The sequence below is a fragment of the Paraburkholderia terricola genome (assembly GCF_003330825.1).
In the GTDB taxonomy this organism is placed as follows: Bacteria; Pseudomonadota; Gammaproteobacteria; order Burkholderiales; family Burkholderiaceae; genus Paraburkholderia; species Paraburkholderia terricola.
On the sequence record NZ_CP024942.1, the window covers coordinates 839,260 to 862,005 of the forward strand.

18 protein-coding genes are annotated in these 22,746 nt (G+C 64.9%); 11 read left to right on the top strand and 7 right to left on the bottom strand.

Annotation, left to right across the window (positions count from 1 at the left end; all coding sequences use genetic code 11):
* The first annotated feature begins 81 nt into the window (after nt 1–81).
* A complete protein-coding gene (locus CUJ90_RS22310) occupies nt 82–909 on the top strand; it encodes a class I SAM-dependent methyltransferase (protein ID WP_114163951.1) in 828 nt (275 codons plus the stop codon).
* Here CUJ90_RS22310 and CUJ90_RS22315 read toward each other — a convergent pair.
* Complete coding sequence (locus tag CUJ90_RS22315; RefSeq protein ID WP_114163952.1) at nt 906–1,634, bottom strand: response regulator transcription factor; 729 nt, start codon at nt 1,632–1,634, stop codon at nt 906–908. The genes CUJ90_RS22310 and CUJ90_RS22315 overlap by 4 nt on opposite strands.
* A gap of 424 nt (nt 1,635–2,058) precedes the next feature.
* Here CUJ90_RS22315 and CUJ90_RS22320 point away from each other — a divergent pair, with 424 nt between their 5' ends.
* The 4 genes from CUJ90_RS22320 (at nt 2,059) to CUJ90_RS22335 (ending at nt 5,810) form a co-directional block, all read left to right on the top strand.
* Entirely contained in the window at nt 2,059–2,655 is a 597-nt protein-coding gene (locus CUJ90_RS22320; protein WP_083083097.1) for an RNA polymerase sigma factor, read from the top strand.
* A 2-nt stretch (nt 2,656–2,657) separates the two neighbouring features.
* Nucleotides 2,658–3,299, top strand: a complete 642-nt coding sequence (locus CUJ90_RS22325; RefSeq protein ID WP_143326552.1) for an anti-sigma factor — start codon at nt 2,658–2,660, stop codon at nt 3,297–3,299.
* A 279-nt stretch (nt 3,300–3,578) separates the two neighbouring features.
* On the top strand, nt 3,579–4,334 hold the full coding sequence (locus tag CUJ90_RS22330; protein WP_114163953.1) for a TorF family putative porin: 756 nt from the start codon (nt 3,579–3,581) through the stop codon (nt 4,332–4,334).
* Between the two features lie 66 nt (nt 4,335–4,400).
* Nucleotides 4,401–5,810: a S8 family peptidase gene (locus CUJ90_RS22335; RefSeq protein ID WP_114163954.1), complete on the top strand. Its 1,410-nt coding sequence runs from the start codon at nt 4,401–4,403 to the stop codon at nt 5,808–5,810.
* Nucleotides 5,811–5,853: 43 nt separating this feature from the next.
* Here CUJ90_RS22335 and CUJ90_RS22340 read toward each other — a convergent pair whose 3' ends face one another.
* The 3 genes from CUJ90_RS22340 to CUJ90_RS22350 all read right to left on the bottom strand — a co-directional run bounded on the left by CUJ90_RS22340 (nt 5,854) and on the right by CUJ90_RS22350 (nt 8,315).
* Nucleotides 5,854–6,159, bottom strand: a complete 306-nt coding sequence (locus tag CUJ90_RS22340) for a hypothetical protein (RefSeq protein WP_114163955.1) — start codon at nt 6,157–6,159, stop codon at nt 5,854–5,856.
* A gap of 154 nt (nt 6,160–6,313) precedes the next feature.
* Nucleotides 6,314–7,246 (bottom strand): LysR family transcriptional regulator, encoded by a 933-nt coding sequence (locus CUJ90_RS22345; RefSeq protein WP_073428660.1) that lies wholly within the window; start codon nt 7,244–7,246, stop codon nt 6,314–6,316.
* A 304-nt stretch (nt 7,247–7,550) separates the two neighbouring features.
* Nucleotides 7,551–8,315 (bottom strand): reverse transcriptase domain-containing protein, encoded by a 765-nt coding sequence (locus tag CUJ90_RS22350; RefSeq protein WP_479724651.1) that lies wholly within the window; start codon nt 8,313–8,315, stop codon nt 7,551–7,553.
* Between the two features lie 92 nt (nt 8,316–8,407).
* On the opposite strand from CUJ90_RS22350, the gene CUJ90_RS22355 reads away from it, so the two are divergent.
* Nucleotides 8,408–9,165, top strand: a protein-coding gene (locus CUJ90_RS22355) for an IS5 family transposase (RefSeq protein WP_114163956.1) whose coding sequence is annotated in 2 segments (ribosomal slippage) — nt 8,408–8,732 and nt 8,732–9,165 — 759 coding nt in all. Because the reading frame shifts where the segments join, the coding sequence is not laid out codon by codon here.
* On the opposite strand, the gene CUJ90_RS33835 is transcribed toward CUJ90_RS22355, so the two are convergent.
* On the bottom strand, nt 9,158–9,589 hold the full coding sequence (locus CUJ90_RS33835) for a reverse transcriptase domain-containing protein (RefSeq protein WP_479724652.1): 432 nt from the start codon (nt 9,587–9,589) through the stop codon (nt 9,158–9,160). The genes CUJ90_RS22355 and CUJ90_RS33835 overlap by 8 nt on opposite strands.
* A 350-nt stretch (nt 9,590–9,939) precedes the next feature.
* Here CUJ90_RS33835 and CUJ90_RS33050 point away from each other — a divergent pair, with 350 nt between their 5' ends.
* The 4 genes from CUJ90_RS33050 (at nt 9,940) to CUJ90_RS22380 (ending at nt 16,106) form a co-directional block, all read left to right on the top strand.
* Nucleotides 9,940–10,239, top strand: coding sequence for a hypothetical protein (locus CUJ90_RS33050; protein ID WP_208645283.1), 300 nt, complete (start codon nt 9,940–9,942; stop codon nt 10,237–10,239).
* 87 nt (nt 10,240–10,326) lie between these two features.
* Nucleotides 10,327–11,097, top strand: coding sequence for a putative hydro-lyase (locus tag CUJ90_RS22370; protein ID WP_114163957.1), 771 nt, complete (start codon nt 10,327–10,329; stop codon nt 11,095–11,097).
* A gap of 19 nt (nt 11,098–11,116) precedes the next feature.
* On the top strand, nt 11,117–12,424 hold the full coding sequence (locus CUJ90_RS22375) for an MFS transporter (protein ID WP_083082261.1): 1,308 nt from the start codon (nt 11,117–11,119) through the stop codon (nt 12,422–12,424).
* Nucleotides 12,425–12,455: 31 nt separating this feature from the next.
* Nucleotides 12,456–16,106: a hydantoinase B/oxoprolinase family protein gene (locus CUJ90_RS22380; RefSeq protein WP_114163958.1), complete on the top strand. Its 3,651-nt coding sequence runs from the start codon at nt 12,456–12,458 to the stop codon at nt 16,104–16,106.
* 96 nt (nt 16,107–16,202) lie between these two features.
* Here CUJ90_RS22380 and CUJ90_RS22385 read toward each other — a convergent pair whose 3' ends face one another.
* Entirely contained in the window at nt 16,203–16,457 is a 255-nt protein-coding gene (locus tag CUJ90_RS22385; protein ID WP_083082256.1) for a hypothetical protein, read from the bottom strand.
* 79 nt (nt 16,458–16,536) lie between these two features.
* On the opposite strand from CUJ90_RS22385, the gene CUJ90_RS22390 reads away from it, so the two are divergent.
* Nucleotides 16,537–19,578 (top strand): hypothetical protein, encoded by a 3,042-nt coding sequence (locus CUJ90_RS22390; protein WP_114163959.1) that lies wholly within the window; start codon nt 16,537–16,539, stop codon nt 19,576–19,578.
* A gap of 77 nt (nt 19,579–19,655) precedes the next feature.
* Here the strand turns inward: CUJ90_RS22390 and CUJ90_RS22395 are convergent, their stop codons facing one another.
* Nucleotides 19,656–22,304, bottom strand: a complete 2,649-nt coding sequence (locus tag CUJ90_RS22395; RefSeq protein WP_114163960.1) for a sensor histidine kinase — start codon at nt 22,302–22,304, stop codon at nt 19,656–19,658.
* Nucleotides 22,305–22,746 lie beyond the last annotated feature (442 nt).

The following is a 22,746-nucleotide window of genomic DNA, read 5'->3' on the forward strand; positions in this document are numbered from 1 at the left end:
GCGTCGTGTCAGCGCGGCCGATCGCGCCGCTTATGATGAGTCAGCACGCAATACGCCCCTGACCTTTCCATCGCGAACGACATGCTGAAACACGACAACCCGGAAGAGATTGACGCCGCCCGAGAAGGACGCTTCGCGCCGCTCACCTTTTCGAAGAGAGACGGGCTGCTCTACATGCACAACGGCGATGAATGGGACTCCACGTTCGGCTGCATGATGCTGCGCCATCCCGCGTTTCTCTGGATGGAGTACCCGCAGAAAATGATGTCGTGGATGCTGTTCGCCGAGCGTTTTTACGAGCAGCCGCGTCTCATCGCGCAACTCGGATTGGGCGCCGGGGCGTTGGCCCGCTTCTGCCACGCGCGCTTTCCGCTCGCGCGTATCGAGGCTGTCGAGATCAATCCCGCGGTAATCGACGCATGCCGCGAGATGTTCCGCATGCCGCCCGAGGGCGAGCGCCTCGGCATCATCGAGGCTAATGCGCTGGACTATGTCAGCGCGCAAGAGCGTCGTGCATCGATCGACATCTTGCAGGTGGACCTTTATCTGAGCGAACGCGACGGGCCGGCGGGGCAAGGGCGCGCATTCTATCGGGCCTGTTGTGAAAGCCTCGCGGCGGACGGCATGATGACGATCAACATCTTCGGCCCGAATCTCGCGGCGCTGACGCGGCAAAACCTGCAATGGCTGTCCGAGCTATTCGACGCCGTTCTGCTGTTGCCGTGCGAGACCAATAACGTGCTCATCTGCTTCAAGCGCGCGCCGGTCATCGATATGCAGCAACTGAAAATGAAAGCCGCCGCGCTCGAAGCGTCCACTGGCATGCCCGCGTCTTCGTGGGCATTTTTTCGCCACGGCGGCGAAGCGCCGGATTGCGAAAAGGCATTGGAACTCGAGGCGGTGATCTAGGCGGGTTGCGCCACGCGCGCCAATGCGTCGGTCGATTCGCCAACCGACGCAACGCAGTCCAGCTTGTAGCCGAGCGCATAGACGGTCTTCAGATTCAGGCCCGATTCCGGCGACAAACGCAGCTTCTTGCGCAGCTTGTAGATGTGCTGCTCGATGGAGCGCGCGGCCACGTCCTCGCATGAACCCCACACGCCGCCGGCGATCTGCGCGCGCGTCACGAACTTGCCCGGATTCGAAAAGAACAGCCACGCCATCGTGAATTCGCGCGGCGTGAGCGGTATCTCGACGCCGTCGAGAGTCAGCACGCCGAGGTCTCTTCGCAACACGTAGCCGCCCAGCGTGACGGTGTCCGCCCCCGCCCGATGATTTTCACGCTGCAGCACGACATGGGCGCGCAGACGCGTCTGCTCCAGATCGAAGCGATACGCCACGTCCGTGGCGCCCGCGTTGATCCACCCGAGCATGGCCGTCCAGTTCGGGAACGGCGTGAGAACGATCACGGGCGTGCAGGCGGTCGCGTTGCAATTGCGCCATGACAGCAACGAATCGAGCAGCAATGAACCGTTCTTCGCGTCGATCAGCACGAGGTCGTAGGCGGTGGCGCGCATCGCACGCACGAGCGGCAGTTCGCCGTCAAACGATTCGACGGCGATCGAATCGGCGGCAAAACAGCCGGCCAGATCGCGAGTCAATAGGGGGTCTTCGGTCACTAGGGCGAATCGCATGTCTTCTCCTGGTCGGCCTGATGTCGATCAATCGTTCATACGGACGAGATGCAAAGTTCTCACTCCCGGTTCCGGTAAGTGTCGCTCCAAGCGAAACCGGATGCGCCCGGGCGCTGGCGATCGGCCCCGTTGCCCGGCACGCCGCCGCGCGGCACGGCCGCCGCATATCGCTGAACCCTCGCAGCCACGGTGCGTCGCGGCGCACGCGTCGGCGCGCCCTTACCGAACGTTCAGGATGTGCTGACACGAGAACCCGCGCTTCCTGACTCGAATTCTGGCGACCGCCCCGGCATGGTTGCAGCATCCGCATCACGTATCGCGGCGCCCCGGCAAATCTTTTGTTTCGTTCGCAACTTTGCTCGCGCTCGACGTCACTTACGGACATCTTTCCAATTTCACTCCGGCGGATTACGAGCACGACCTCATGTCACCTGACCCGATCGCCAAGAGCAGCGTCCCCTATGCCGCGCGCACCGTCGACGCGGACGACGCCGCGTTGCTCAAACGCGTCTCCGACGGAGACAAAGCCGCGCTGGCCGCGCTCTATCGCGAGTATCACCGCCGCCTTGCGCGCTTTCTCGGCCGCTTCACGCGGCGCGACGACATGATCGAGGAAGTCATCAACGACACCTTCATGATCGTCTGGCAGAAAGCGGGCGAATTTCGCAACGAGGCGCGCGTCTCCACGTGGCTCATGGGCATTGCTTATCGCGTCACGCTCAAGGCGCTGCGCCAGGGCAGCTTGCCGTCGGCGCCGCCGTCGCACGATCACGAGGGGCTGACGAGCGAGCCTTTCGTCGCGCACGAACTCATCGACTGGGTGACCAAGGGTCTTACCCGGCTCTCTCCCGAGCAGCGCGCCGTGATGGAGCTGGCCTACGTGATGGGCCACTCGCTCGAAGAGATCGCGGAGATCGCCGACTGCCCGGTCAGCACGGTGAAAGCGCGGATGTTTCACGCGCGGGTCAAATTGCGCAACCTCATGCCGGAGCTTGCCGGCCTTGCCGGGGACGGTCTATGAACATGTCAGGGAAAGGCGAACTCACTCATCTCCACGCGTGGGAACTGCTGCCGTGGATCGTCAACGGGCGCGCGTCGGAGGCCGACGAGCGCCTCGTCGGCGCACACGTGCGCGATTGCGAACAGTGTCGCGATGAACTGGCGGCGCAGCGCCGGCTGCACGCGGCCATGACGCCGCACGAGCATGCCGGGGATCTCGATATCGAGCGCGGTCTCGCGCGTTTGTGGGAGCGCTTCGACGAGGCCGAAGCGCCGGCCGCGCGCGGCGCGGCTTCCGCACCGCGGCGAAGCCGCATGGCGGCGCTGGCCGCCGGGCTCGCGGTGCTCGCGCTGCTGGAAGCGGGCGGACTCGCGATGCTCGGCATCCAGCATGACGACGTCGGCGCGCCGGCGAACTACCGCACGTTGTCCGAGCCCGCCGCCGCGACGCGCGCAACGATCCGGCTCGTCGCCGATCCGGCAATGCCGGTGGGCCGGTTGCAGGCGCTGCTCGCACCGCTGCATTTGCAGATCGTCGGCGGCCCCGGTGAAAACGGCGTCTATTCGCTTGCGCCGAGCGCCGGACATGCGGACGTTGCCGCGCAGTTGTCGGCGTTACGGGCGGCACCGCAGGTCCGCTTCGCTGAGCCTGTCGGCGGCGCCTGAGCAGTCACGCAGGGATAGCGCCCGGCACGCGCGGGCGCGGCGCTGTCCCGCGAATTCGCGGGCATCGACGGTTTCGGCTCAGGAAGCGGCATCAGCAAACGCGCATCGTCACCGCCTTCGAGACGATTTTTTTCGCCGGCTCCCCGAGATTTGTCCGGTCACCTTTATCGGTTAGGATTGGCACGACCCGGTAGCGGCGCATCGTCGTCGCGCCGGGTCATCCAGATGGCTTGACTTTACGGTCACCGTCCCCGATCCACCGGAACGTGAACGATCAATATGGAGTTGCGGCGTCCTTTGTCCCCGCCTTGTCGCGGGGCAGCCAGCTTGCCCGGCCTGATCCGATGCTGCGCGGTACTCGTCACGCTTGCCGTTTTATCCGCGCCGGCCGCGGCCATGAGCGACGATTGGCAGTTCGAGGCGGGACTCGCCACCGACAAGGTCACGCGCGGCATGGACATCAGCGACGGGCAGCCGTCAGTCAGCGCAGGGGCCAACTGGTATCCGGGCAACGGCTTCTTCGCGGGCGCGTCGGCGGGGTCGTTCCGGTTCGTCGGCTCGTCGGGCACGGGCGTGGAAACGGTGCTCAACGGCGGATACGGTTGGCGCCTGGCCGGCGACTGGAGCGCCCAGGCGATGCTGGGGCATTACCAGTTCATCCGCGGGGCGCACACAACGCGCTTCAACTACGACGAACTGGTGCTGACCGCGGGCTGGCGCGACTCCGTATTCGCATCCGTCGCGCTCTCGCCGAACACCGGCTTCGGGCCGTCGCCGAGTTCGCGCGCCGTCGCCTACGATCTGGTCGGCCGCCTGCCGCTCGTGCACGGCTGGACCGCGACGGCCGGCATCGGTTACTACGATCTGCACTCGGTGCTCGGCATCGGCTACGTCTACGGCAACGTCGGACTGACTTACCAGTATCGCGCGTGGCAATTCGACGTGTCGTATATCGCCACCAACAACGAAGCCAAGGCGCACCTCGGACCGGGCGCATCCAATCGCTGGATCGCCGATGCAATCTGGCATTTCTGAGCGGCGGCGTAACTTTTTACACGACGACGCGCACCTACGGCTATTTCCATCATGAATCGAGTTGCCATGACGCCCAAGGACCGCTCCGCCCCGCACCCGCCGTACGACGCGAGCCCGGCAGCGAACGGCGACGAGCGCGGCACGTGGGCCGCCCTGGCGCGGCGCACGCTGCTCTGCTGGCTGTCCCTGTGCGCCGCGTTCGCGATGTCCGCCTGCGCGCTCGTGCCCGCGACGCCCGACCCCGCTGTCGCGACGCAGCAGATGAAGGCGCGTCCCGAACGGATGATCGTGCTGGCCGTCGCCAATCCGCCCGAAACGCTGATGCTGCGCGCCGGCTCGACCGCGGCCGGATACGGCGCGGCCGGCGGCTATTCGCCGGGCGGCAGCGCGCGGGCGCAAGTCGCGGCGCTCGCGCGGCAATACGGCTTGCGTGAGGTGTCGGCCTGGCCGATCCCGTCGCTGAAGGTGCATTGCGCGATGCTGGAGATCATCGGCGATACGCCGCGCGAGGAAGTCGTCGCGCGGCTCGCCGCCGATTCCCGCGTCAGCCTCGCGCAGCCGTTGCAGACCTTCGACTTGCTCGCCGACGCGCCAGCCGGCAACAACGACTACACCGACTTGCAACAGGGCTTCCGCGAAATCGGCGCGGGCGCGGCGCAAAAGGTCACACGCGGCGATTCGGTGCGGGTCGCGGTGATCGACACCGGCGTCGACACCACCCATCCCGATCTGCACGACCGCATTGTCTCGACACGCAATTTCGTTGACGAGGACTGGACGCAATTCAATCGCGACCTGCACGGCACCGCGGTCGCGGGCGTCATCGCGGCGGATCGCGCGGGCGGCGCGGACGGCAAGGCCGGCATCGAAGGCGTCGCGCCGCACGCGAAACTGATCGCGGTCAAGGCCTGCTGGCAAGCGGACAATCGCAGCGGACCTTCGCGCTGCAATTCGTTCACGCTCGCCGAGGCGATCCAGTCGGCGCTCGAAGCGCATGCACAGATCATCAATCTCAGCCTGGGCGGGCCGAAGGATCCGCTGCTCACTCAACTGATCGAACTGTCGGTGAGAAAAGGAGTGATCGTGGTGGGCGCGGTGCTGCCGGACGGCAACCTCAAGGCGTTTCCGGTCGGCGTGCCGGGCGTGATCGCGGTGGACTCCGCACGCGCGTCGGCACGCGCGACGAATGGCCCCGCCTCCGATTCCACCGCGCGCGTGCTCTACGCGCCCGGCCACGACATCCTGACGCTCACGCCCGGCGGACATTACGACTTTGTCTCGGGCTCGTCGTTCGCGACAGCGAATGTGACGGGCACCATCGCGTTGCTGCTCGGCTTGCAGCCCAACCTCGACGCGCGCTCGATCGAAACGTTGCTCGACCAGACGAGCGGTCCGAGCCGGCAGCATGTCCGGGTCATCAACGCATGCCGGGCGGTCGAGGCGCTTCGTCACACGTGCGTGGAGGCGGCCCGTTGAACGGGAACGCGGCGATGCGGCGACCCCGGCGACGCGGCGTTGGTTAATCCTCGCGAAGGCGCTCTTCACGCAAGCGATCGGCGCGCAATCGATCCGAACGTAGCCGCTCTTCACGCAGGCGATCCGAGCGCAACCGCTCGGAACGTAAGCGCTCGGAGCGCAGGCGTTCCTCGCGTAGCTGTTCTTCCCGGTGACGTTCGGCCCGCACATTGTCGTCGTGGGTGCTGATGCGCAGCAAGCTCGCGCAGTCGTCAGCCGTTGGACAGGGCTGTGAAAACGCATTCGCGGAGGCGAGCAACAATGCGCAAGCAACGCCCGCGGTCAGGTTGAGTGAACGCAGCAGCAACATTCCGAATCCCGCTCACGGTTGAAAAAAACCATCCTCGTACCGATGGCCCATCCGCACCGCGCCAATAGCGAATCGGGTTGGCGCGAGACGAAACGCTTTTTTCACCGCGTGAAATGAACCTGCTGCTCAAGCTCGACCAAAGCGATCAAAGCGATCAAAGCGCCTCGACCAGATCCTTGCGCCGCGTCTGACAATACGCCGAGCACGCAAGCTGCGCCGCATTCGCGGCGGCATGAATCATCGGGCTCGCGTCCACCGGCTTGCAAATCGACACGATGATCGGCGGCGGCACGGGTTTGAGCGGCAACTCGATGAATTCGCCGCTCTGCAAGGCCTCCGCGACGAACAGGCCCGGAATGGCGGCGACGCCATAGCCGTCGCGCACCAGTTGAACGATCGCGGCGACCGACGGCGAGCAGGTGATGCGCGTTTGCCCGGCCGGCATGCCGAGCTGCTGCGCGAGCGCATGAACGATGCTTTCGAGCGCGACTTGCGGCGCGGTGCCGCGCCCAAAGGTCAACACCGGACGCTCCAGCACACGCAGCGCGAGCCCTTCGGCGCGTTTCGACAACAAGCCTCGTTTCGCGATCCAGCGAACCGGATAACTGGCGATCGCGCGGGAGACGATCTTCGTGCTGTCGATGCCCTCGACCCGTATCACGAGGTCCAGATCGCCGCTCAGGAGACGCCGTTGCAGCACCGAACTCGAATCGACGGTCAGGTCCACTTCGAGCCGCGGAAAGCTCGCGTTCAACTGCGTGACGTAGTGCGCGAGCCAGCTATGCACGACCGTTTCGATGACGCCCAACCGCAGCTTGCCGCCGACCACGACTTCCTGGCCCGCCGCCTCCCGCAATGCGCGCGCCGCGTTGACGACGTTCTTCGCGGGCCCGAGCAGATTCTGGCCCGAGGGCGTCAGCCGGAAGCCCGTTGTCGAACGGTCGACGAGTTCGGTCTTGAGCTCGTCCTCCAATGAGCGGATGCGCAGCGAAATCGTCGCCGGGGTCGCGTGCAGCACGCGCGCCGTCGCTCGAAAGCTTTCGAGTTGAGCGAGCGTCACGAAGGTTTCGAGAAAGCGCGTGTTCATGGGGCAGGTCTGAAGATTGGCGGATTTTTTTATTGTTTCCGGCTTGCAGTATGCCTTAACAAAAAGCGCCGTTTATACGAAACCGGCCGCTTTTGTGGCCGGTATGACGAAACGACGCGAGGTATTCGCCATGCATTGAAACGCCTCGATCTTGTCCACCCACATTGCCCGTCCATCAATGCTTTCGGGGCGACAAGCAGGCGCTTGCCGCGACGCACCCCCAAGCATCCGATTGCGGTAGGGATGCCCATTACTGAGCACCCCCCGCACAGATCCCGGCGTGCCCAATTCGGGCACCGGGCTCCTACCTCGGGTGTTTGACGGCGAAGCGCCGATCAGGCCACGGATGAAGGATTCGAGGGGGCGGAAGCCAGGCATTGGCGATTCGTCGCATTCGCTCCCACGTCATGGCGTCCTTCTGACTACGCCGCCGGAGCGTGCGCCGCCATAGATCGGTGACGTGATGTCGGAATGCGACGAGTGCCCGCGAGTTGGTAGGCACCGCGTGATACGCGAAGTATCCGCGAACCACCTGCCTGAGCCATTGCCCTTGCACTGGAATCGGTTCGTGCATGCGCTTCCGTAGCGCCTCCTTGATCTGCCTGAGTCTCGCCCGCATGCGATCCCCTCGGGTCTTCCGCTGTAACTGGAAAGCCCCGCGACGGGATCTGCCGCAGATGAAGATGAAACCCAGAAAGGTGAAGGTCTCCGGTCGGCCAAGACCCCGACTCTGGCGGTTGACCGCTGCATAGCGGCCGAACTCCAGCAGCCTCGTCTTGTCCGGATGTAGCTCAAGCGAGAACTCTTCCAGCCTCGATCGCATCGCGTCCCAGAAGCGCCGCGCGTCGGCTTCGTGCTCGAAGCCGACAACGATGTCATCCGCATACCGCAGGATGATCACGTTGCCCTTTGCTTCCCGCCGTCGCCACCGGTTGGCCCAGAGATCAAAGACGTAGTGCAGGTACACATTCGCGAACAGCGGTGAAGCCACTGATCCCTGTGGTGTACCGGTCTCACTGACGCTCAGCTCTCCGTCTTCCAGAACACCCGCCTTGAGCCACTTGCGCACAAGGCGGATGATGCGCTGGTCGCCGATCCGGTGCTCAATGAAACGGACTAGGGCACGTTCACACTAATGATTTTTGCCTGTAAACTTCGGGCATGGAACTCACCGAAGCCCAATTTCGAAAGGTCGAACATTGTTTGCCGCGTCAACGTGGCAACGTCAGCATGTCGAACCTTCAAGTGTTGAATGCAATCCTTTATGTTGCTGAGCATGGTTGCAAGTGGCGTGGTTTGCCCGGGCGTTTTGGTCGGTGGCACACGATCTATACGCGGATGAACCGTTGGTCCAAAAGCGGCGTACTGGATCGCGTATTTACCGAATTGCAGCGTGCCCAGATCGTTCGTGTCAGGATCGAAGCCGTCTCGCTGGATAGCACGATCGTAAAGGTGCATCCAGATGGGACTGGCGCATTAAAAAAAGTGGACCCCAAGCCATCGGCAAGTGCCGAGCCGGATGGACTACCAAGATTCATATGGTTGCCGCGGATGCTCGAACAGCCATAACGTTCGCACTTTCCCCCGGCCAAGCCGGTGATGCGCCCCAGGGACGGGCCTTGCTACAAAGCCTCGGGCCACCGAATCGGCCACTGCACTTGCTGATGGACAAGGCGTATGAGGGCGACGAGACGCGACAACTCGCGCTTGACCTAGGCTTCATCCCAGTTGTCCCGCCAAAAAGCAATCGCCTTGAACCATGGGAATACGATCGGGAAATGTACAAACGTCGAAACGAAGTGGAGCGACTGTTCCGAAGACTCAAAGGCTTCCGCCGCATCTTCTCGCGATTCGACAAACTGGATGTGATGTTCATTGCCTTCATCAATTTCGCGCTTATCGTCGATGGACTCAGATAGTGTGAACACACCCTAGCCAACTCTGGCTAACCGAGTCGAAGAAGCTCCGAAGATCCGCGTCCAGAATCCAGTTCACCGGGGTGTGGGTGATGGCCGTCGCCAACGCATCCAGCGCATCATGTTGACTACGCGCGGGCCGAAACCCGTACGAGAAACCAAGAAAGTCTTCCTCGTATATCGCGTTCAGCACTTCCACCACCGCACGCTGGACGATCTTGTCTTCCAGCGCGGCAATCCCCAGCGGGCGCTGTTTGCCGTCCGGCTTCGGTATGTACTGTCGCCGAACAGGCAGTGCCCGGTACGCTCCGCTCTGTACCTGCGCGAACAGGCGCTGGAGATGCTCTTCCAGTCCTGCCTCGTAGTACCGCCACGTCAGGCCATCCACTCCGGGAGCCGCATTGCGTTTGAGCGCAAAGAATGCCATCCGAAGTCGGTCAACCGTGACGTGGTGTAGAAGCGCAGTGAACCGCTCCTTCTTCCGCTGTCTTGCAGCTTGCCGTACACGTTCCAGCCCCTGTGGCACGCTTGCCCGGTTCTGCGCCCGGTGCGTGTGTGGCTGACCCGTGTTCCCCTTGGTCCCCGCCCTTGGCTCCACCCACTCCGCAGCTGGTTCCCCAGCCTTGTTCGCGGGCTTCATCGCTACTATGGCGGAGTCTGACTTCTCCCGTCCGTTCATCATCGGCTACGGCTCCTCGCCTTCCCGATGCGGACCTGTCCATCCTGCGACAGGCCAGACTGGAGATCTCCCGGTTCCCGAACAAGGAGCGTGCGCACATGCCAGGTTCTACGACCACGCCGGGTCATCCGAGCGCTCGCGTTTGCGCGCTCAGACGTTTTGCCTTCCGCTACACAGACAGCGTCGGCACCCGGAATCAGTTTTCTATCGTGGCTCAATGGCTGGCCTGTACGTACCCCTGCCGACGCTTCGCCGACATCCTCGCGGATGCCTGCGCACGGCTCGGGGCCGATGTGGTTCGCTATTCCTTCATCGCAGTGGACTTGCACCACTTACTCCTTGCCGGTCTCCCGGCGCACCTACGTAAAAACCCGCACGAAACCGTTAAGAAAACCTGAACGCCAGCGGCACGAATAACTCGCTGGCGCAGCTATTTTGTTGATCCTACTCTGCACCCCATCGCACTCACGAACGGAATCGCCGTCATGCCGCACACCTTTCGCCAGCAAGTTCGCAGCAAGGAATTTTCAGGGCCCACGGCCGGTTATTGCGGCGACTTCGCGCAAGCCAACCTCGCCATTCTGCCGAGCGCCTACGCCGAGGACTTCATGCGCTTCTGCCTGCGCAATCCGAAAGCCTGTCCGCTGCTCTGCGTCGGCGAACCGGGGCAATTCGATCTGCCGATGCTGGGCCGCGACCTCGATATCCGCACCGACGTGCCCGGCTACAACGTCTATCGCGACGGCGTGTTGTGCGAGCAGCCCGCCGATATCCGCGACGTATGGCGCGACGATCTGGTCGTATTCGCGATCGGCTGCTCGTTCTCGTTCGAGCAGATGCTCGCGCGCGAACGCATTCCGCTGCGCCACGTGGATGAAGGCGTCAACGTGCCGATGTACCGCACCCACGTCGCGAACCAGGCGGCGGGCCGGTTCGGCGGCCGGCTCGTCGTCTCCATGCGGCCGATGAGCGGCGCCCACGCGATTCGCGCCGTGCAGATCACGAGCCGCTTTCCGGCGGTGCATGGCGCGCCGGTGCATATCGGCAACCCCGCCGTGCTCGGTATCGAGGATCTGTCGAGCCCGGATTTCGGCGATCCGGTATCGATCCATGAACACGAACTGCCGGTCTTCTGGGCCTGCGGCGTGACGCCTCAAAGCGCCATTGAAAGCGCGCGGCTGCCGTTCGCGATCGCGCATCGTCCTGGCCACATGCTGGTCACCGACATCCCCAACGCATCGCTCGCGGTGTTCTGACGCATCTCAGGAGAAACGCATGACTACGGAAGCGCAATACGCAAGCACGCCCGCCGACGACGCAACGGCGGACACCACCGCGAGCCGCGGCATGTTCGGCTGGTATCGGCACACCAACGCGAGCGAGCGGCGGGCATTCTGGAGCTGCAAGGTCGGCTATGCGCTCGATGCGATGGACACGCAATTCCTCAGCTTCGTGATTCCGACGCTGATCGCGACATGGAGTCTCACCAAGGGCGAAGCCGGCCTGATCGGCACGGTCACGCTGCTGACCTCGGCGCTCGGCGGCTGGGTCGCGGGCATTCTTTCCGACCGCATCGGCCGGGTCAAGACGCTGCAGATCACCATCGTCTGGTTCGCGTTTTTCACGCTGCTGTGCGCGTTCGCGCAGAACTACAGCCAGCTTCTGATCGCGCGCGGCTTGATGGGCTTCGGCTTCGGCGGTGAATGGACCGCGGGCGCGGTGCTGATCGGCGAGGTGATCCGGCCGCGCGATCGCGGCAAGGCGGTCGGCATGGTGCAGGCGGGCTGGGCGATTGGCTGGGCGGCGTCGGCGGGACTCTATACGCTGGTGTTTTCGCTGCTGCCCGGCGATATCGCATGGCGCGCGTTGTTCGCGCTCGGCGTGTTGCCCGCGCCGTTCGTGATCTTCATTCGCCGTTTCGTCGAGGAACCGGAAGTCCATCTGCAACAGAAGCAGCGTGACGCCGAAGCCGGCAACACGAGTTCGTTCTTCGAGATCTTCGGCCCCGGCGTCTGGCTGACGACGCTGCGCACCGCGATCCTCGCCACCGGCACGCAAGGCGGCTATTACGCGATCACCACCTGGCTGCCGACGTACCTCAAGACCGAACAGCACCTGAGCGTGGTCGGCACGGGCGGCTATCTCGCGGTCATCATCGCCGGCTCGTATGCGGGCTACCTGTGCGGCGCTTTTCTCAGCGACCGCTTTGGCCGCAAGCTGAACTTCATCGCGTTCTCGATCGCCTCGATGGCGATCGCTCTCGTCTATACCCGCGTGCCGATGAGCAACGCGCTGCTGCTCGTGCTCGGCTTTCCGCTCGGCTTCTTCGCCTCGGGCATCTTCGCCGGGATGGGCGCGTTCATGACCGAACTCTTCCCCACGCGGATTCGCGGTTCGGGCCAGGGCTTTTGCTACAACTTCGGCCGCGCGGTCGGCGCGACCTTCCCGTTTCTGATCGGTTTCGTCGCGCAAAAAATGGCGCTCGGCGTCGCGATCGGCACCTTCGCTGCGGCCGCCTACGGCGTCGTGATTCTCGCGGCGCTGACGCTGCCCGAAACGCGCGGCGCGCAACTCGAATCGTGAGCACCTCAACATTCACCGGAGAACTCTTCTGATGACACATCAAGCCGACACTCAGCTACCGCGTGATCGCCGCTGGCAATTCTGGATCGACCGCGGCGGCACGTTCACCGACATCGTCGCGCGCCGCCCCGATGGACAGATCGTCACGCACAAGGTGCTGTCGGAGAATCCCGAGCGATATCGCGATTCGGCGGTGCAAGGCATTCGCGATCTGCTGGGCGTCGCGGCCCGCGAGCCCGTGCCCGCGCATCTGATCGACAGCGTGCGAATGGGCACGACGGTCGCCACCAACGCCCTGCTCGAACGCAAGGGCGCGCCCACGGTGCTGGCGATCACGAAGGGTTTCGCCGACGCCTTGCGAATCGCGTATCAGAGCCGTCCGAAGCTGTTCGTGCGCGACATCGAATTGCCGACGCTGCTGTATCAGCGCGTGGTGGAAATCGACGAGCGGATCGGCGCGCGCGGCGAAGTGGTGCGCGAACTGGATACGGAGCAGGCTTACGCGGCATTGCGGCAGGCGTATGAGAGCGGCATCCGTTCCTGCGCGATCGTGCTGATGCACGGTTACCGGTACGCCGAACACGAACGCAAGCTCAAGGAAATCGCACAGGACATCGGCTACACGCAAATCTCCGTGAGCCACGAGGTCAGCCCGCTGATGAAGCTGGTGTCGCGCGGCGACACGACCGTCGTGGATGCGTATCTGTCGCCGATTCTGCGCCACTACGTTCAGCAGGTGGAAAGCGATCTGGGCGCGGTGCCGCTGCAATTCATGCAGAGCAACGGCGGCCTCACCGACGCTCACCGCTTCCAGGGCAAGGACGCCATCCTGTCCGGTCCCGCGGGCGGGATCGTGGGCGCGGCGCAAGTGTCGAAGCTCGCGGGCTTCGAGTCGATCATCGGCTTCGACATGGGCGGCACCTCGACCGATGTGACGCACTATGCGGGCGAATACGAGCGCGAGTTCGCCACCGAAGTGGCGGGCGTTCGCATCCGCGCCCCGATGATGAAAATCCACACCGTGGCGGCGGGCGGCGGCTCGATTTGCAGCTTCGACGGCGCACGCTTGCGCGTGGGGCCCGAGAGCGCCGGCGCGAATCCGGGGCCGGCGTCGTATCGGCGCGGCGGCCCGCTGACCGTCACCGATTGCAACGTGATGACCGGCAAGATCAGCGCGCAGTTTTTCCCTCACGTGTTCGGACCGGAAGGTAACTTGCCGCTGGATGCCGCCGTCGTGCAGCGCAAGTTTGCCGACGTCGCGGCGCAGGTCGAAAAAGCGACCGGCGCGCAACGAACGCCGGAAGAAATCGCCGAGGGCTTTCTGAAGATCGCCGTGGAGAACATGGCGAATGCGATCAAGCAGATCTCGGTGCAGCGCGGCTACGACGTGACCCGGTACACGCTCGCCTGCTTCGGCGGCGCGGGCGGTCAGCACGCGTGCCTCGTCGCGGACGCGCTCGGCATGACGCGCGTGTTCATCCACCCGCTCGCGGGCGTGCTGTCGGCGTACGGCATGGGTCTCGCCGACGTGCGCGCGCTGCGTCAGCAAGCCGTCGAAACGCGGCTCGACAGCGCGTCGCTCGCCGCTTGCGAGGACGCGTTCGCGCCGCTGGAAAACGCCGCGCAAGACGAAGTCGCGCAGCAGCGCATCGCGAAAGACTGCATCACGCTGCGCCGCACGCTTCACGTGAAATACGACGGCACCGACACCGCGCTCGAAATCGAATTCAGCAACGACGCACCCGCGATCGTCGCGACGTTCGAGCGTCTGTACCGTGCGCGTTACGGTTTCCTGATGCCGAACAAGGCGCTGGTGATCGAAGCCGTCGCCGTCGAAGCGATCGGCCAGGCGCACGAGGCCGAGGATGAACATTGGCCGCTCGCCGAGGGTGCTTCCGCGAATCCCGAACCGCTCGCCATGACACGCGTGTTTTCCGGCGGCGAGTGGCACGACACGCCCGTGTTCGACCGCGAATCGCTCGCGCCCGGCGCGAGTATCGACGGCCCGGCCATCGTCAGCGAAAAGACCGGGACGACCGTGATCGAGCCGGGCTGGCAAGTCGAGGTCAGCCGGCACAATCACCTGGTGGTCAACCGCACGAGCGCGCTCGTGAACCGTCATGCGATCGGCACCGAAGCCGATCCGGTGTTGCTCGAGGTGTTCAACAACCTGTTCATGTCGATCGCCGAGCAGATGGGCGTGACGCTGGCGAACACGTCGTACTCGGTCAACATCAAGGAACGCCTCGACTTCTCGTGCGCGCTGTTCGACGCCGACGGCAACCTGATCGCCAACGCGCCGCACATGCCGGTCCATCTCGGCTCGATGGGCGAAAGCGTGCAGACGATCATCGAGCGGCGCGCGGGCACCATGCAATCCGGCGATGTCTACGTGCTCAACGCGCCGTATGGCGGCGGCACGCATCTGCCGGACGTGACGGTGGTCATGCCGGTTTTCGTCGAGGACCATGCGACGCCGACGTTCTACGTCGCGGCGCGCGGGCATCATGCGGATATCGGCGGCATTTCGCCGGGCTCGATGCCGCCCGACTCGACGCACGTCGATCAGGAAGGCGTGCTGCTCGATAACGTGCAACTGGTCGCGCAGGGCCGCTTTCTCGAAGGCGAAATGCGCGAGTTGCTGACCTCGGGCCGCTATCCGGTTCGCAACGTCGAACAGAACATGGCGGATTTGCGGGCACAGGTCGCGGCGTGCACGAAGGGCGCGCAGGAGCTTGACCGCATGTGCGGGCAGTTCGGACTCGACGTGGTGCAGGCGTACATGCGGCACGTGCAGGACAACGCCGAAGAAGTCGTGCGGCGCACGCTGTCGGTGCTCAAGGACGGACGCTTCGAATACGAACTTGACGACGGCGCGAAGATCGTCGTCGCGGTGTCGATCGACCGCGACGCGCGCTCGGCGGTGATCGATTTCGCAGGCACGAGCGAACAGCAGCCGAACAATTACAACGCGCCCTCCGCGATCTGCAAGGCGGCCGTGCTGTATGTGTTCCGCACACTCGTCGACGACGACATTCCGCTCAACGCCGGTTGTCTGAAGCCGCTGGACATTCGCATTCCCGCAGGCTCGATGCTCAACCCGCGCTATCCGGCCGCGGTGGTGGCCGGCAACGTCGAGACGTCGCAGGTCGTGACCGATGCGCTCTACGGCGCGCTCGGCGTGATGGCGGGCGCCCAGGGCACGATGAACAACTTCACGTTCGGCAACGAGCAGTACCAGTACTACGAGACCATCTGCGGGGGCTCGGGCGCGAGTGCGTCGGCGGCGGGTTGCAGCGCCGTGCAGACGCACATGACCAACTCGCGGCTCACCGATCCCGAAGTGCTCGAATGGCGCTTCCCGGTTCGCCTCGACGACTTCCGCGTGCGTCACGGCAGCGGCGGCGCGGGGCAATGGCGAGGCGGCGACGGCACCGAGCGGCGCGTCCGCTTTCTCGAACCGATGACCGCCGTCATCCTGTCGAATCGTAGGCGCGTTGCGCCGTTCGGCATGGCGGGCGGATCGCCGGGCAAGGTCGGCGTGAACTGGGTCGAACGAGCCGGTTCGGCGGAGCGTGAAACCTTCGGCGCGCGTCATCAGGTGCAGATGAAGGCCGGCGATGTTTTCGTGATTCAGACGCCTGGCGGTGGCGGATATGGAGCGGCGTCCGAGGTCGAATAAGTCGCGGCCTGCATCCAGCCTCGCACCTTGCGAGGCTGGGTTTGGCGCTTTCGCTGGGCAACCATGAATTTCGGCTGGCTCGGCGCTTGCGCGATGTCATCGCGGTACGGTGAGCGTCTTCGAACGCGGGCAGCATGCCCGCCATGCGGACACGCCCACCATGATTCCTCGCTCTACTCCCGCATCGCCCATCTCGCCCACCTCGACGGACGCGGCCGCGTCGGCTTCCGAAGAGAGCCGCCGCACTGCCGCCGCCACCAGCACCGCGGGCATGAGCGACACACCCGGCGTATCGCGCTCGCACGCATCCGCGCGCGCGGGCTCGCTGGCAGCGTTGCCGGAAGCGCGCACGCGCCGCCCCTCCGGCTCGCCGCCACCGAGGCGCTCTCCCCCTCCGTCGACCCGTGCGCTCGCGGAGCAGCTTCGCGCGATGTGGCCCGCCGAAACGTCATCGGCCGCGCATGGCATGGCGCAATCCGGCGACGCCTCGCCGGATGATGTCAGCGACGCCGAATCGGATTCCAGTGACGACTTCTCCGTGCTCGTCAACGCCGATCCGAACGAACGTACCCGGCGCTTGCACCGCCTGTCCGAAGTCGGCAAGCGATCGAATTCGCCGGCCGATGTCGCGGCGCTCGTCCGCGACGCGCAGGCCTTGCGATCGATTGCAGCCACGCACCACCCGATTACCTCCGCGACACGGTTTAGCAAAGAGTTCGTACCGGCCGACGACAACTTCAAAAGCAACTTCTCTCTGCTCGGCCGAGCCGTGGTGCAATGCGAGGATGCCGCGCGGGCCTGGCAGGCGGCGGCGGATCATTACCAGGCGGCAGTCGAGGTCGCCAGCAAAATCAGCCTGCCCGTTCGGGACATCGCTCGCCTGAACGAGGCGGTCGAGGAGTGCGATGCTCATGTCGCGCGGCTCGACATCAAAGGGGACGTGCTGCGCGGCATTCTTTGCGTGAAGCGCGAGCAAACCCCGTTCGGCGAAGGCTACGTGCGCGCGCTGGAACTGACCATCGAGCCGCTGCGCCGCGCACTCGCGCGCTGCGGGACAGAGGAACTGGCCGCACTGCCGTTGCATGACGCGCCGATCGAAGGCCTCGACGTGGAACTGCGCAACATCGGCGCCAGCGCGCATGATCTGTCCACGGCGATACACCGCCTTGCGCAACAACCGGCCGCACCGCCTCCGCATGATCCATCTGTCGAGGGCGTGGACGTGGAACTGCCCAGCATCGACGCAGACGGGCGTGCTCCACCGCCTGCAACGGAGCGCCGCGTCACCGCGCTGCTGAAGGCGAGTCCGAACCAACGTGAGGCGTTGCGGGCGAGACTCCTCGCTCGCTGTGCTGAACTGGAAAAGCTCACGGGTGACCTGACGTTGGCGCTGCGAGGCGAGTTCGTACAGGCGCCGGTTGTGGAGGCGGTTGTGGAGGCTGTCGCGGAGACGGTTGCCGCGGAGCCGGTTGCGGAGCCAATCGCTCCCGGGCAGGAAGCCGCCGTGGAAGCCATCATGGCCGAACCGCCCGAGGTTGCGCGGCTTGTCGCATTGCAAACCGGCCTCGCGCCGCTCCTCGCGCGCGCCGAAGGCGCGACCCTCTCGGCGAGCGCAAATCACGAGGCCGCGGCGCAGTCTGTCGACAGCGCTCTTGAGGCGATCGTCGCGTGGCATGACGCCGCCGAAGCCTACGACGACGCGGCCCATACATTCGATAGCGCGACCGCGGAATGGTCCCCCGAAGCGCGCGAGACGCCCGAACCGCAGGCGCTCCATGCGCAAATTCGCCAGGGTCGCGCCACGGCCATCACGCAGATGCAGACGGCGGTTGGCGCGGCATTCGCGACCCTGTGGCGCGATATTCCGCAGGTACTCACGGGAAGCCGCGGTGGAATCGGCATCGGCGAACCGCGAGCGATAACGGGCGGATCAGCCGAGCCGTTCATCGAGGACCTGGCGGGCCGCTGCCGTGCACTGCTCGCGTTGGCCGAAGACTCGGCTTTCCTTCGACGAGCGACCGATATCGACGTGGAACGGTTAAGCACGCCCTTTGCGGCACTGGCCGATTTTCTCGACGCGACGAAAAACCGCCCCGCTGACATGCATCGGTTGATGTCCACGGCGGACCGCATCCAACAGGCAGCCGGACTCGCGCGAGGCGCGCTCACCAACGCGGCATCCGCGTTGAACGATACGTTGCGTGCATTCTTGAACTTGTGTTCCGCGCTCAGAACAGAGCTGATCCGAGCCGCATACGCCACTCAGCAGGCCGACGTAAAATCGCTTTGCGTTCGCGTGGCAACCGAGCGGCAAAGCGGAGCGGCGCGTCTCCAGGACATCCTCGGCGAACTTCCTGACCTGCTGCGCGACGACGCGCCCGCGAGCGCCATCGCGAACCCTGGCGATGACGCGCAATTCATCGGTCTTGCACGATCCTTGGCCAGTCGGGTGGATGCCTATCGCGAGACCGTGCTCCAGTTGCCCCCGGATGCGCCGGAAACGATGGTGCACGAGCGGGCGAATACCGTGCTGATGCTGAGCGGTCTCGCCATGTCCTGCCGCCTCACGGCTGACCTGACCGAGTGTTACGGCGAAGCGCGAGAAGCCATCGGCAACGCGCCCTTGTCCCGGCGCGCAAAAGTGACTCACGGCTTTGCCGAGCGCGCACGCGCGGCCGGTGTGAATGCGGGCGCGGTGTTGGGTCAATGCGCGACGCTGAGGCTGGACCTGGGCGCCGGCACGGCGGACCAACTGGCCCAGATTCTCGGCTCCCTGGCATCGCGCAGCGAGCGCCAGGCGGAATGCATGCGACTGAGCTTCGATGTGCTGGGCCGGTTCGCGGATATGCATAACCGCGTGCACAATCTTGCCGGACGTCCGGCGCGGGATGCCGGCAGCTATAAATTCCAAAGCGATGCGTTGGTCAGCCTCAATGAGGACACCGTCGGCAAGATTCGCGAGGTCCATGCAAGACTGACGGAGCAGATCGACGCCTCAAAAGACCAGCCCGGCATGGCCGGCGGAGCCCGGGTGGAGCAGCATGTCGTCGACCAGCTCGCGAACAGCCTCGAATGGCGCGCGACGCTGGAAGTCGACACGGCGCAACGTCAGTGGATGCGCGTCACTCTGGATGCGCTGAAGGCCGTCGTCATGGACACGGGCAGCAACCTGCCGGAGGACGCCAACGATTTGCTCGACCTGCTCAACGAGGACCTCTCCATCAGCACGCAAGGTTTGCTTTACTACGCCACGGAAACGGGCGACAAGGATAGATGCAGGGCGTTGATGCAAGAAAACGTCGCGCTGGGACGGGGGGTGCAGCAATGCAGGGAGCAACTGGAATCGCGGCAGGAAGCGCAACGCGCTCGCCATGCGGCGCGCGAAGCGGCGGCGCAGCAGCCGTCGGCGGCGGCGGGGCCGTCGCAGCCTGGCAAGCGCAAGGGCAATAAAGGCAAGGCGAAGCGCAAGTGAGATGCGGGGGGCGGTCGCCTCGCACGCCGCGGCGCACCTCCCACGCTCGACGTGCCTCAAACAGCCATGCGCCCCACTCACTCCATGCGCCTCCCCGAAGCCTCGTCATCCGCCGGTATCCGCACCGCGATCGACGTGCCGCTGCCCGGCGCGCTATGCACCGATATCTCGCCGCCCAGCATCAGCGCCCGCTCCCGCATGCCGACCAGCCCAAACGATTTGGCGCGCGGCGCCGTCAAATCGAAGCCGCGCCCGTCGTCGCGTATTTCGAGGTTCCAGTATTGCTCGACCTGTTCGAGCGAAATCGTCACCTCGCTAGCGCCGGCGTGGCGCGCGACATTCGTCAATGCTTCCTGCACGATCCGAAACAGCGCCACGGCGCGCTCTTCGTCGAGCACCAGATTGTCGTCGGGAATTCGCAGGCGGCAGACAACGCGCCCGTCGCGCGAGAACTCGGCCGCGAGCCACTCCAGCGCGGCGACGATGCCCGCATCGAGCGCGGCCGGCCGCAGCGAGGCCACCACGTTGCGCACCACCTGCATGGTGCCGTCCGCGAGACTCAGCAGATCCTGAAACCGTTCATCCAGGACGGAATTATCCCTGGCGAACTCGATGCGCATCGCCGACACGCCGAGCCGCAGCGCCGTCAGTTGCTGGCCCAGTTCGTCGTGCATCTCGCGGGCGATGCGCTTGCGCTCCTCCTCGCGCGCCGTTTCGCGCAGCGAGGTCAACTCCTGCAACAGCGCATACGATTCGCGCAAGCGGAGTTCGGCTTCCATGCGCGCCGTGATGTCGGTCCAGATCGTCAGCGCGCCACGCGTCTCGCCGTCGGCGTCGTGCTCGGGAACGGCGCTCACGTGCCAGCCGACCGGCTTGCCGTCGCGCTCCCACGTAAGATCCACCTTCGCGCCGATCCCGCTCGTCATCACCTGATCGAGCGTCGCGGTGATCATTTGCAACTCGGGCATCGCGGCGGCCGACAACTCCGCGGGCGTCTTGCCGACGGCATCCGCCGCGCGAATCCCGTTGATCTGTTCGAACCGCGGGTTGACGTAGCTATAGCGACAGTCGCGGTCGTAGCGGACGATCATCTCCGGCGCGTTCTCGGCCAGCGTGCGAAACGCCACCTCGCTCGCGCGCAAGGCGAGTTCGGTGGTTCGCAGCCGCGTCACGTCGCGCGCCACGCCGAGCACGCTGACCACATCGCCCTCCGCGTCTTTCTCGGGAATATGCCGCACCTCGAAGACATGCCAGCCTTCATCGGTCGCCCATAGCGCTTCGTGGTCAGCCGGTTCACCGGTCGCCACCACGCGGCGAACGCTCGCTTCGAGCAGTTCGTTCTGCGCGCTGCTGCCGCCCGTCTGCAATTCGTGAAGCTGCTTGCCGATGAAGTCTTCCTGCGGCATACCGAATGCCTTCGATACACGCGGATTCACATAGGTGTGACGCCCCTCCCGATCGAAGCGGGCGATGAAGTCCGGAAAGCTCTCGGTGAGCGTGCGGAACAGTTGCTCGCTGCGCTTCAGTTCGTCGATGTCGCGGCAGATGGCGAGCACGGTGGCCACCCGGCCGTCGGCGGCGAACTCGGGCACCATCCGCATATGCCCCCAGCGCACTTCGCCCTTGGCATTGCGGAAGCGGATTTCGTCCATGCGTTCGGTGCCGGTCTCGACGACGCGGCGCAGCCGGTCGCGGTACCGCGGCACGTCGACCACGGGCGAGTCGTCGACCGTGCCCGCGTCGGCGGTTTCGTCGATGCCTTGCGGCAGCAGCGCGCGCAGCGCCGGATTCGCGTAGACGCGCCGGCACTCGCGATCGTAGCGGGCGATGTAGTCGGGAGAATGCTCGACCAGCGCGCGGAACGCCTGTCCGCTTGCGTGCAGATGCGCTTCCGCCTTCTTGCGTTCGGTAATGTCGCGTCCGAGCGCCAGCACGCTCGTGATTTCGTCGCGCAGTCCGCGCTCGGCGAGGATGCGGACATGGTGATAGCTCACGCTGCTCGCGCCGTCTTGCAGCGCGAGTTCGAGCGTGCGTTCGGCGCCCGTTTCGAGCGTCGCCGCCAGGGCGCGCTGATAGACGGCGAACTGCGGATCGGCACTGTGTTCGGTCGGCGTGCCGCCAAGCAGATCCTGCAACGGACGGCGAAGTATCGAGGCGAGTCCGGAGTTCGCGTACACGAGCCGGCACTGCGGGTCATAGCGGCAGATGATATCGGGCGTGCTTTCCGCGAGCCGGCGGAACTGCGCTTCCATCTGAAGTTGGCCGATCAGCAGCGCCTCGGTCCGCTTGCGCTCGGTAATGTCGCGCACGAGCGCCAGGTTGTACGGCTCGCCGTCGAACTCGAAATAGCTTGCGTTGATTTCCACCGGCAAGGTGGTGCCGTCCTGGCGCCGCTGTGTCGACTCGACGAGGAGCGAGCCCTTCTCGCGCAACTCCGCCCAGGCCGTTTGCCAGCGCTCGAGGCTCCACTCGGGATCGACGTCCATCACACGCATTCGCAGCAGTTGCGCGTGGTCGTAACCCAGCGTGCGGCAAGCCTCGTCGTTGGCGTAAATGAAGCGCGCGTTCCGGTCGATCAGATAGGCCGCCTCGCGGACCAGATTGAGCGCGCGATTCTTCAGATAGGCGAGCGCATCCGGCTCGGCCGCGGTTCGCTCGACGCGCCCATCGTCCCGCCGCGTTACGGCATCCAGCCCCTGTGGCGGCTCCCGGCTGATCTTTTTCATCGAGTTCCGTGCATATCAGGTCAGAGATTGCGCGATCATCCACGACCGCCGCCGCATGCGCGCCATGCTGCGCAACACCCTCCCGACGGGCGTCTCCCGGACATTCATCGGGCCGGCGCGCCAGTTGAGTATTGGTCAGCGGAAAGGCCGAGGGCACGGTGCGGCTTACCCGGCAAGCATAGCCCAGGAAGATTTGCAGGTGGCGGCTTCAATGGCGGCAGTTGGGGCAAAACGGCCGCATCGGGGTGCAAGCCGCGTTTAAGGATTTCCCTACCCGAAGATCAGCATCGACCTGAGCTTTTTTCTTCATGTCCTGACAGCACCGCGATAACTGTCCACATACGATGGACACACATCAATCGTCCTGCTTGCGCGTGCCGCCATGGTCCCCTATCTGTCCGAACGAGAAAATGCGGTCGAGCACATCAACGCGATCTGTACG

Bases quoted from the DNA above. Each gene is read 5' to 3' on its own strand.
- CUJ90_RS33050 (WP_208645283.1), top strand. From the start codon at position 9,940: ATGCCAGGTTCTACGACCACGCCGGGTCATCCGAGCGCTCGCGTTTGC.
- CUJ90_RS22370 (WP_114163957.1), top strand. From the start codon at position 10,327: ATGCCGCACACCTTTCGCCAGCAAGTTCGCAGCAAGGAATTTTCAGGG.
- CUJ90_RS22330 (WP_114163953.1), top strand. From the start codon at position 3,579: ATGGAGTTGCGGCGTCCTTTGTCCCCGCCTTGTCGCGGGGCAGCCAGC.
- CUJ90_RS22310 (WP_114163951.1), top strand. From the start codon at position 82: ATGCTGAAACACGACAACCCGGAAGAGATTGACGCCGCCCGAGAAGGA.
- CUJ90_RS22380 (WP_114163958.1), top strand. From the start codon at position 12,456: ATGACACATCAAGCCGACACTCAGCTACCGCGTGATCGCCGCTGGCAA.
- CUJ90_RS22340 (WP_114163955.1), bottom strand. From the start codon at position 6,159: ATGTTGCTGCTGCGTTCACTCAACCTGACCGCGGGCGTTGCTTGCGCA.
- CUJ90_RS22390 (WP_114163959.1), top strand. From the start codon at position 16,537: ATGTGGCCCGCCGAAACGTCATCGGCCGCGCATGGCATGGCGCAATCC.
- CUJ90_RS22315 (WP_114163952.1), bottom strand. From the start codon at position 1,634: ATGCGATTCGCCCTAGTGACCGAAGACCCCCTATTGACTCGCGATCTG.
- CUJ90_RS22320 (WP_083083097.1), top strand. From the start codon at position 2,059: ATGTCACCTGACCCGATCGCCAAGAGCAGCGTCCCCTATGCCGCGCGC.
- CUJ90_RS22375 (WP_083082261.1), top strand. From the start codon at position 11,117: ATGACTACGGAAGCGCAATACGCAAGCACGCCCGCCGACGACGCAACG.
- CUJ90_RS22335 (WP_114163954.1), top strand. From the start codon at position 4,401: ATGACGCCCAAGGACCGCTCCGCCCCGCACCCGCCGTACGACGCGAGC.
- CUJ90_RS22325 (WP_143326552.1), top strand. From the start codon at position 2,658: ATGTCAGGGAAAGGCGAACTCACTCATCTCCACGCGTGGGAACTGCTG.
- CUJ90_RS22395 (WP_114163960.1), bottom strand. From the start codon at position 22,304: ATGAAAAAGATCAGCCGGGAGCCGCCACAGGGGCTGGATGCCGTAACG.
- CUJ90_RS33835 (WP_479724652.1), bottom strand. From the start codon at position 9,589: ATGGCATTCTTTGCGCTCAAACGCAATGCGGCTCCCGGAGTGGATGGC.
- CUJ90_RS22345 (WP_073428660.1), bottom strand. From the start codon at position 7,246: ATGAACACGCGCTTTCTCGAAACCTTCGTGACGCTCGCTCAACTCGAA.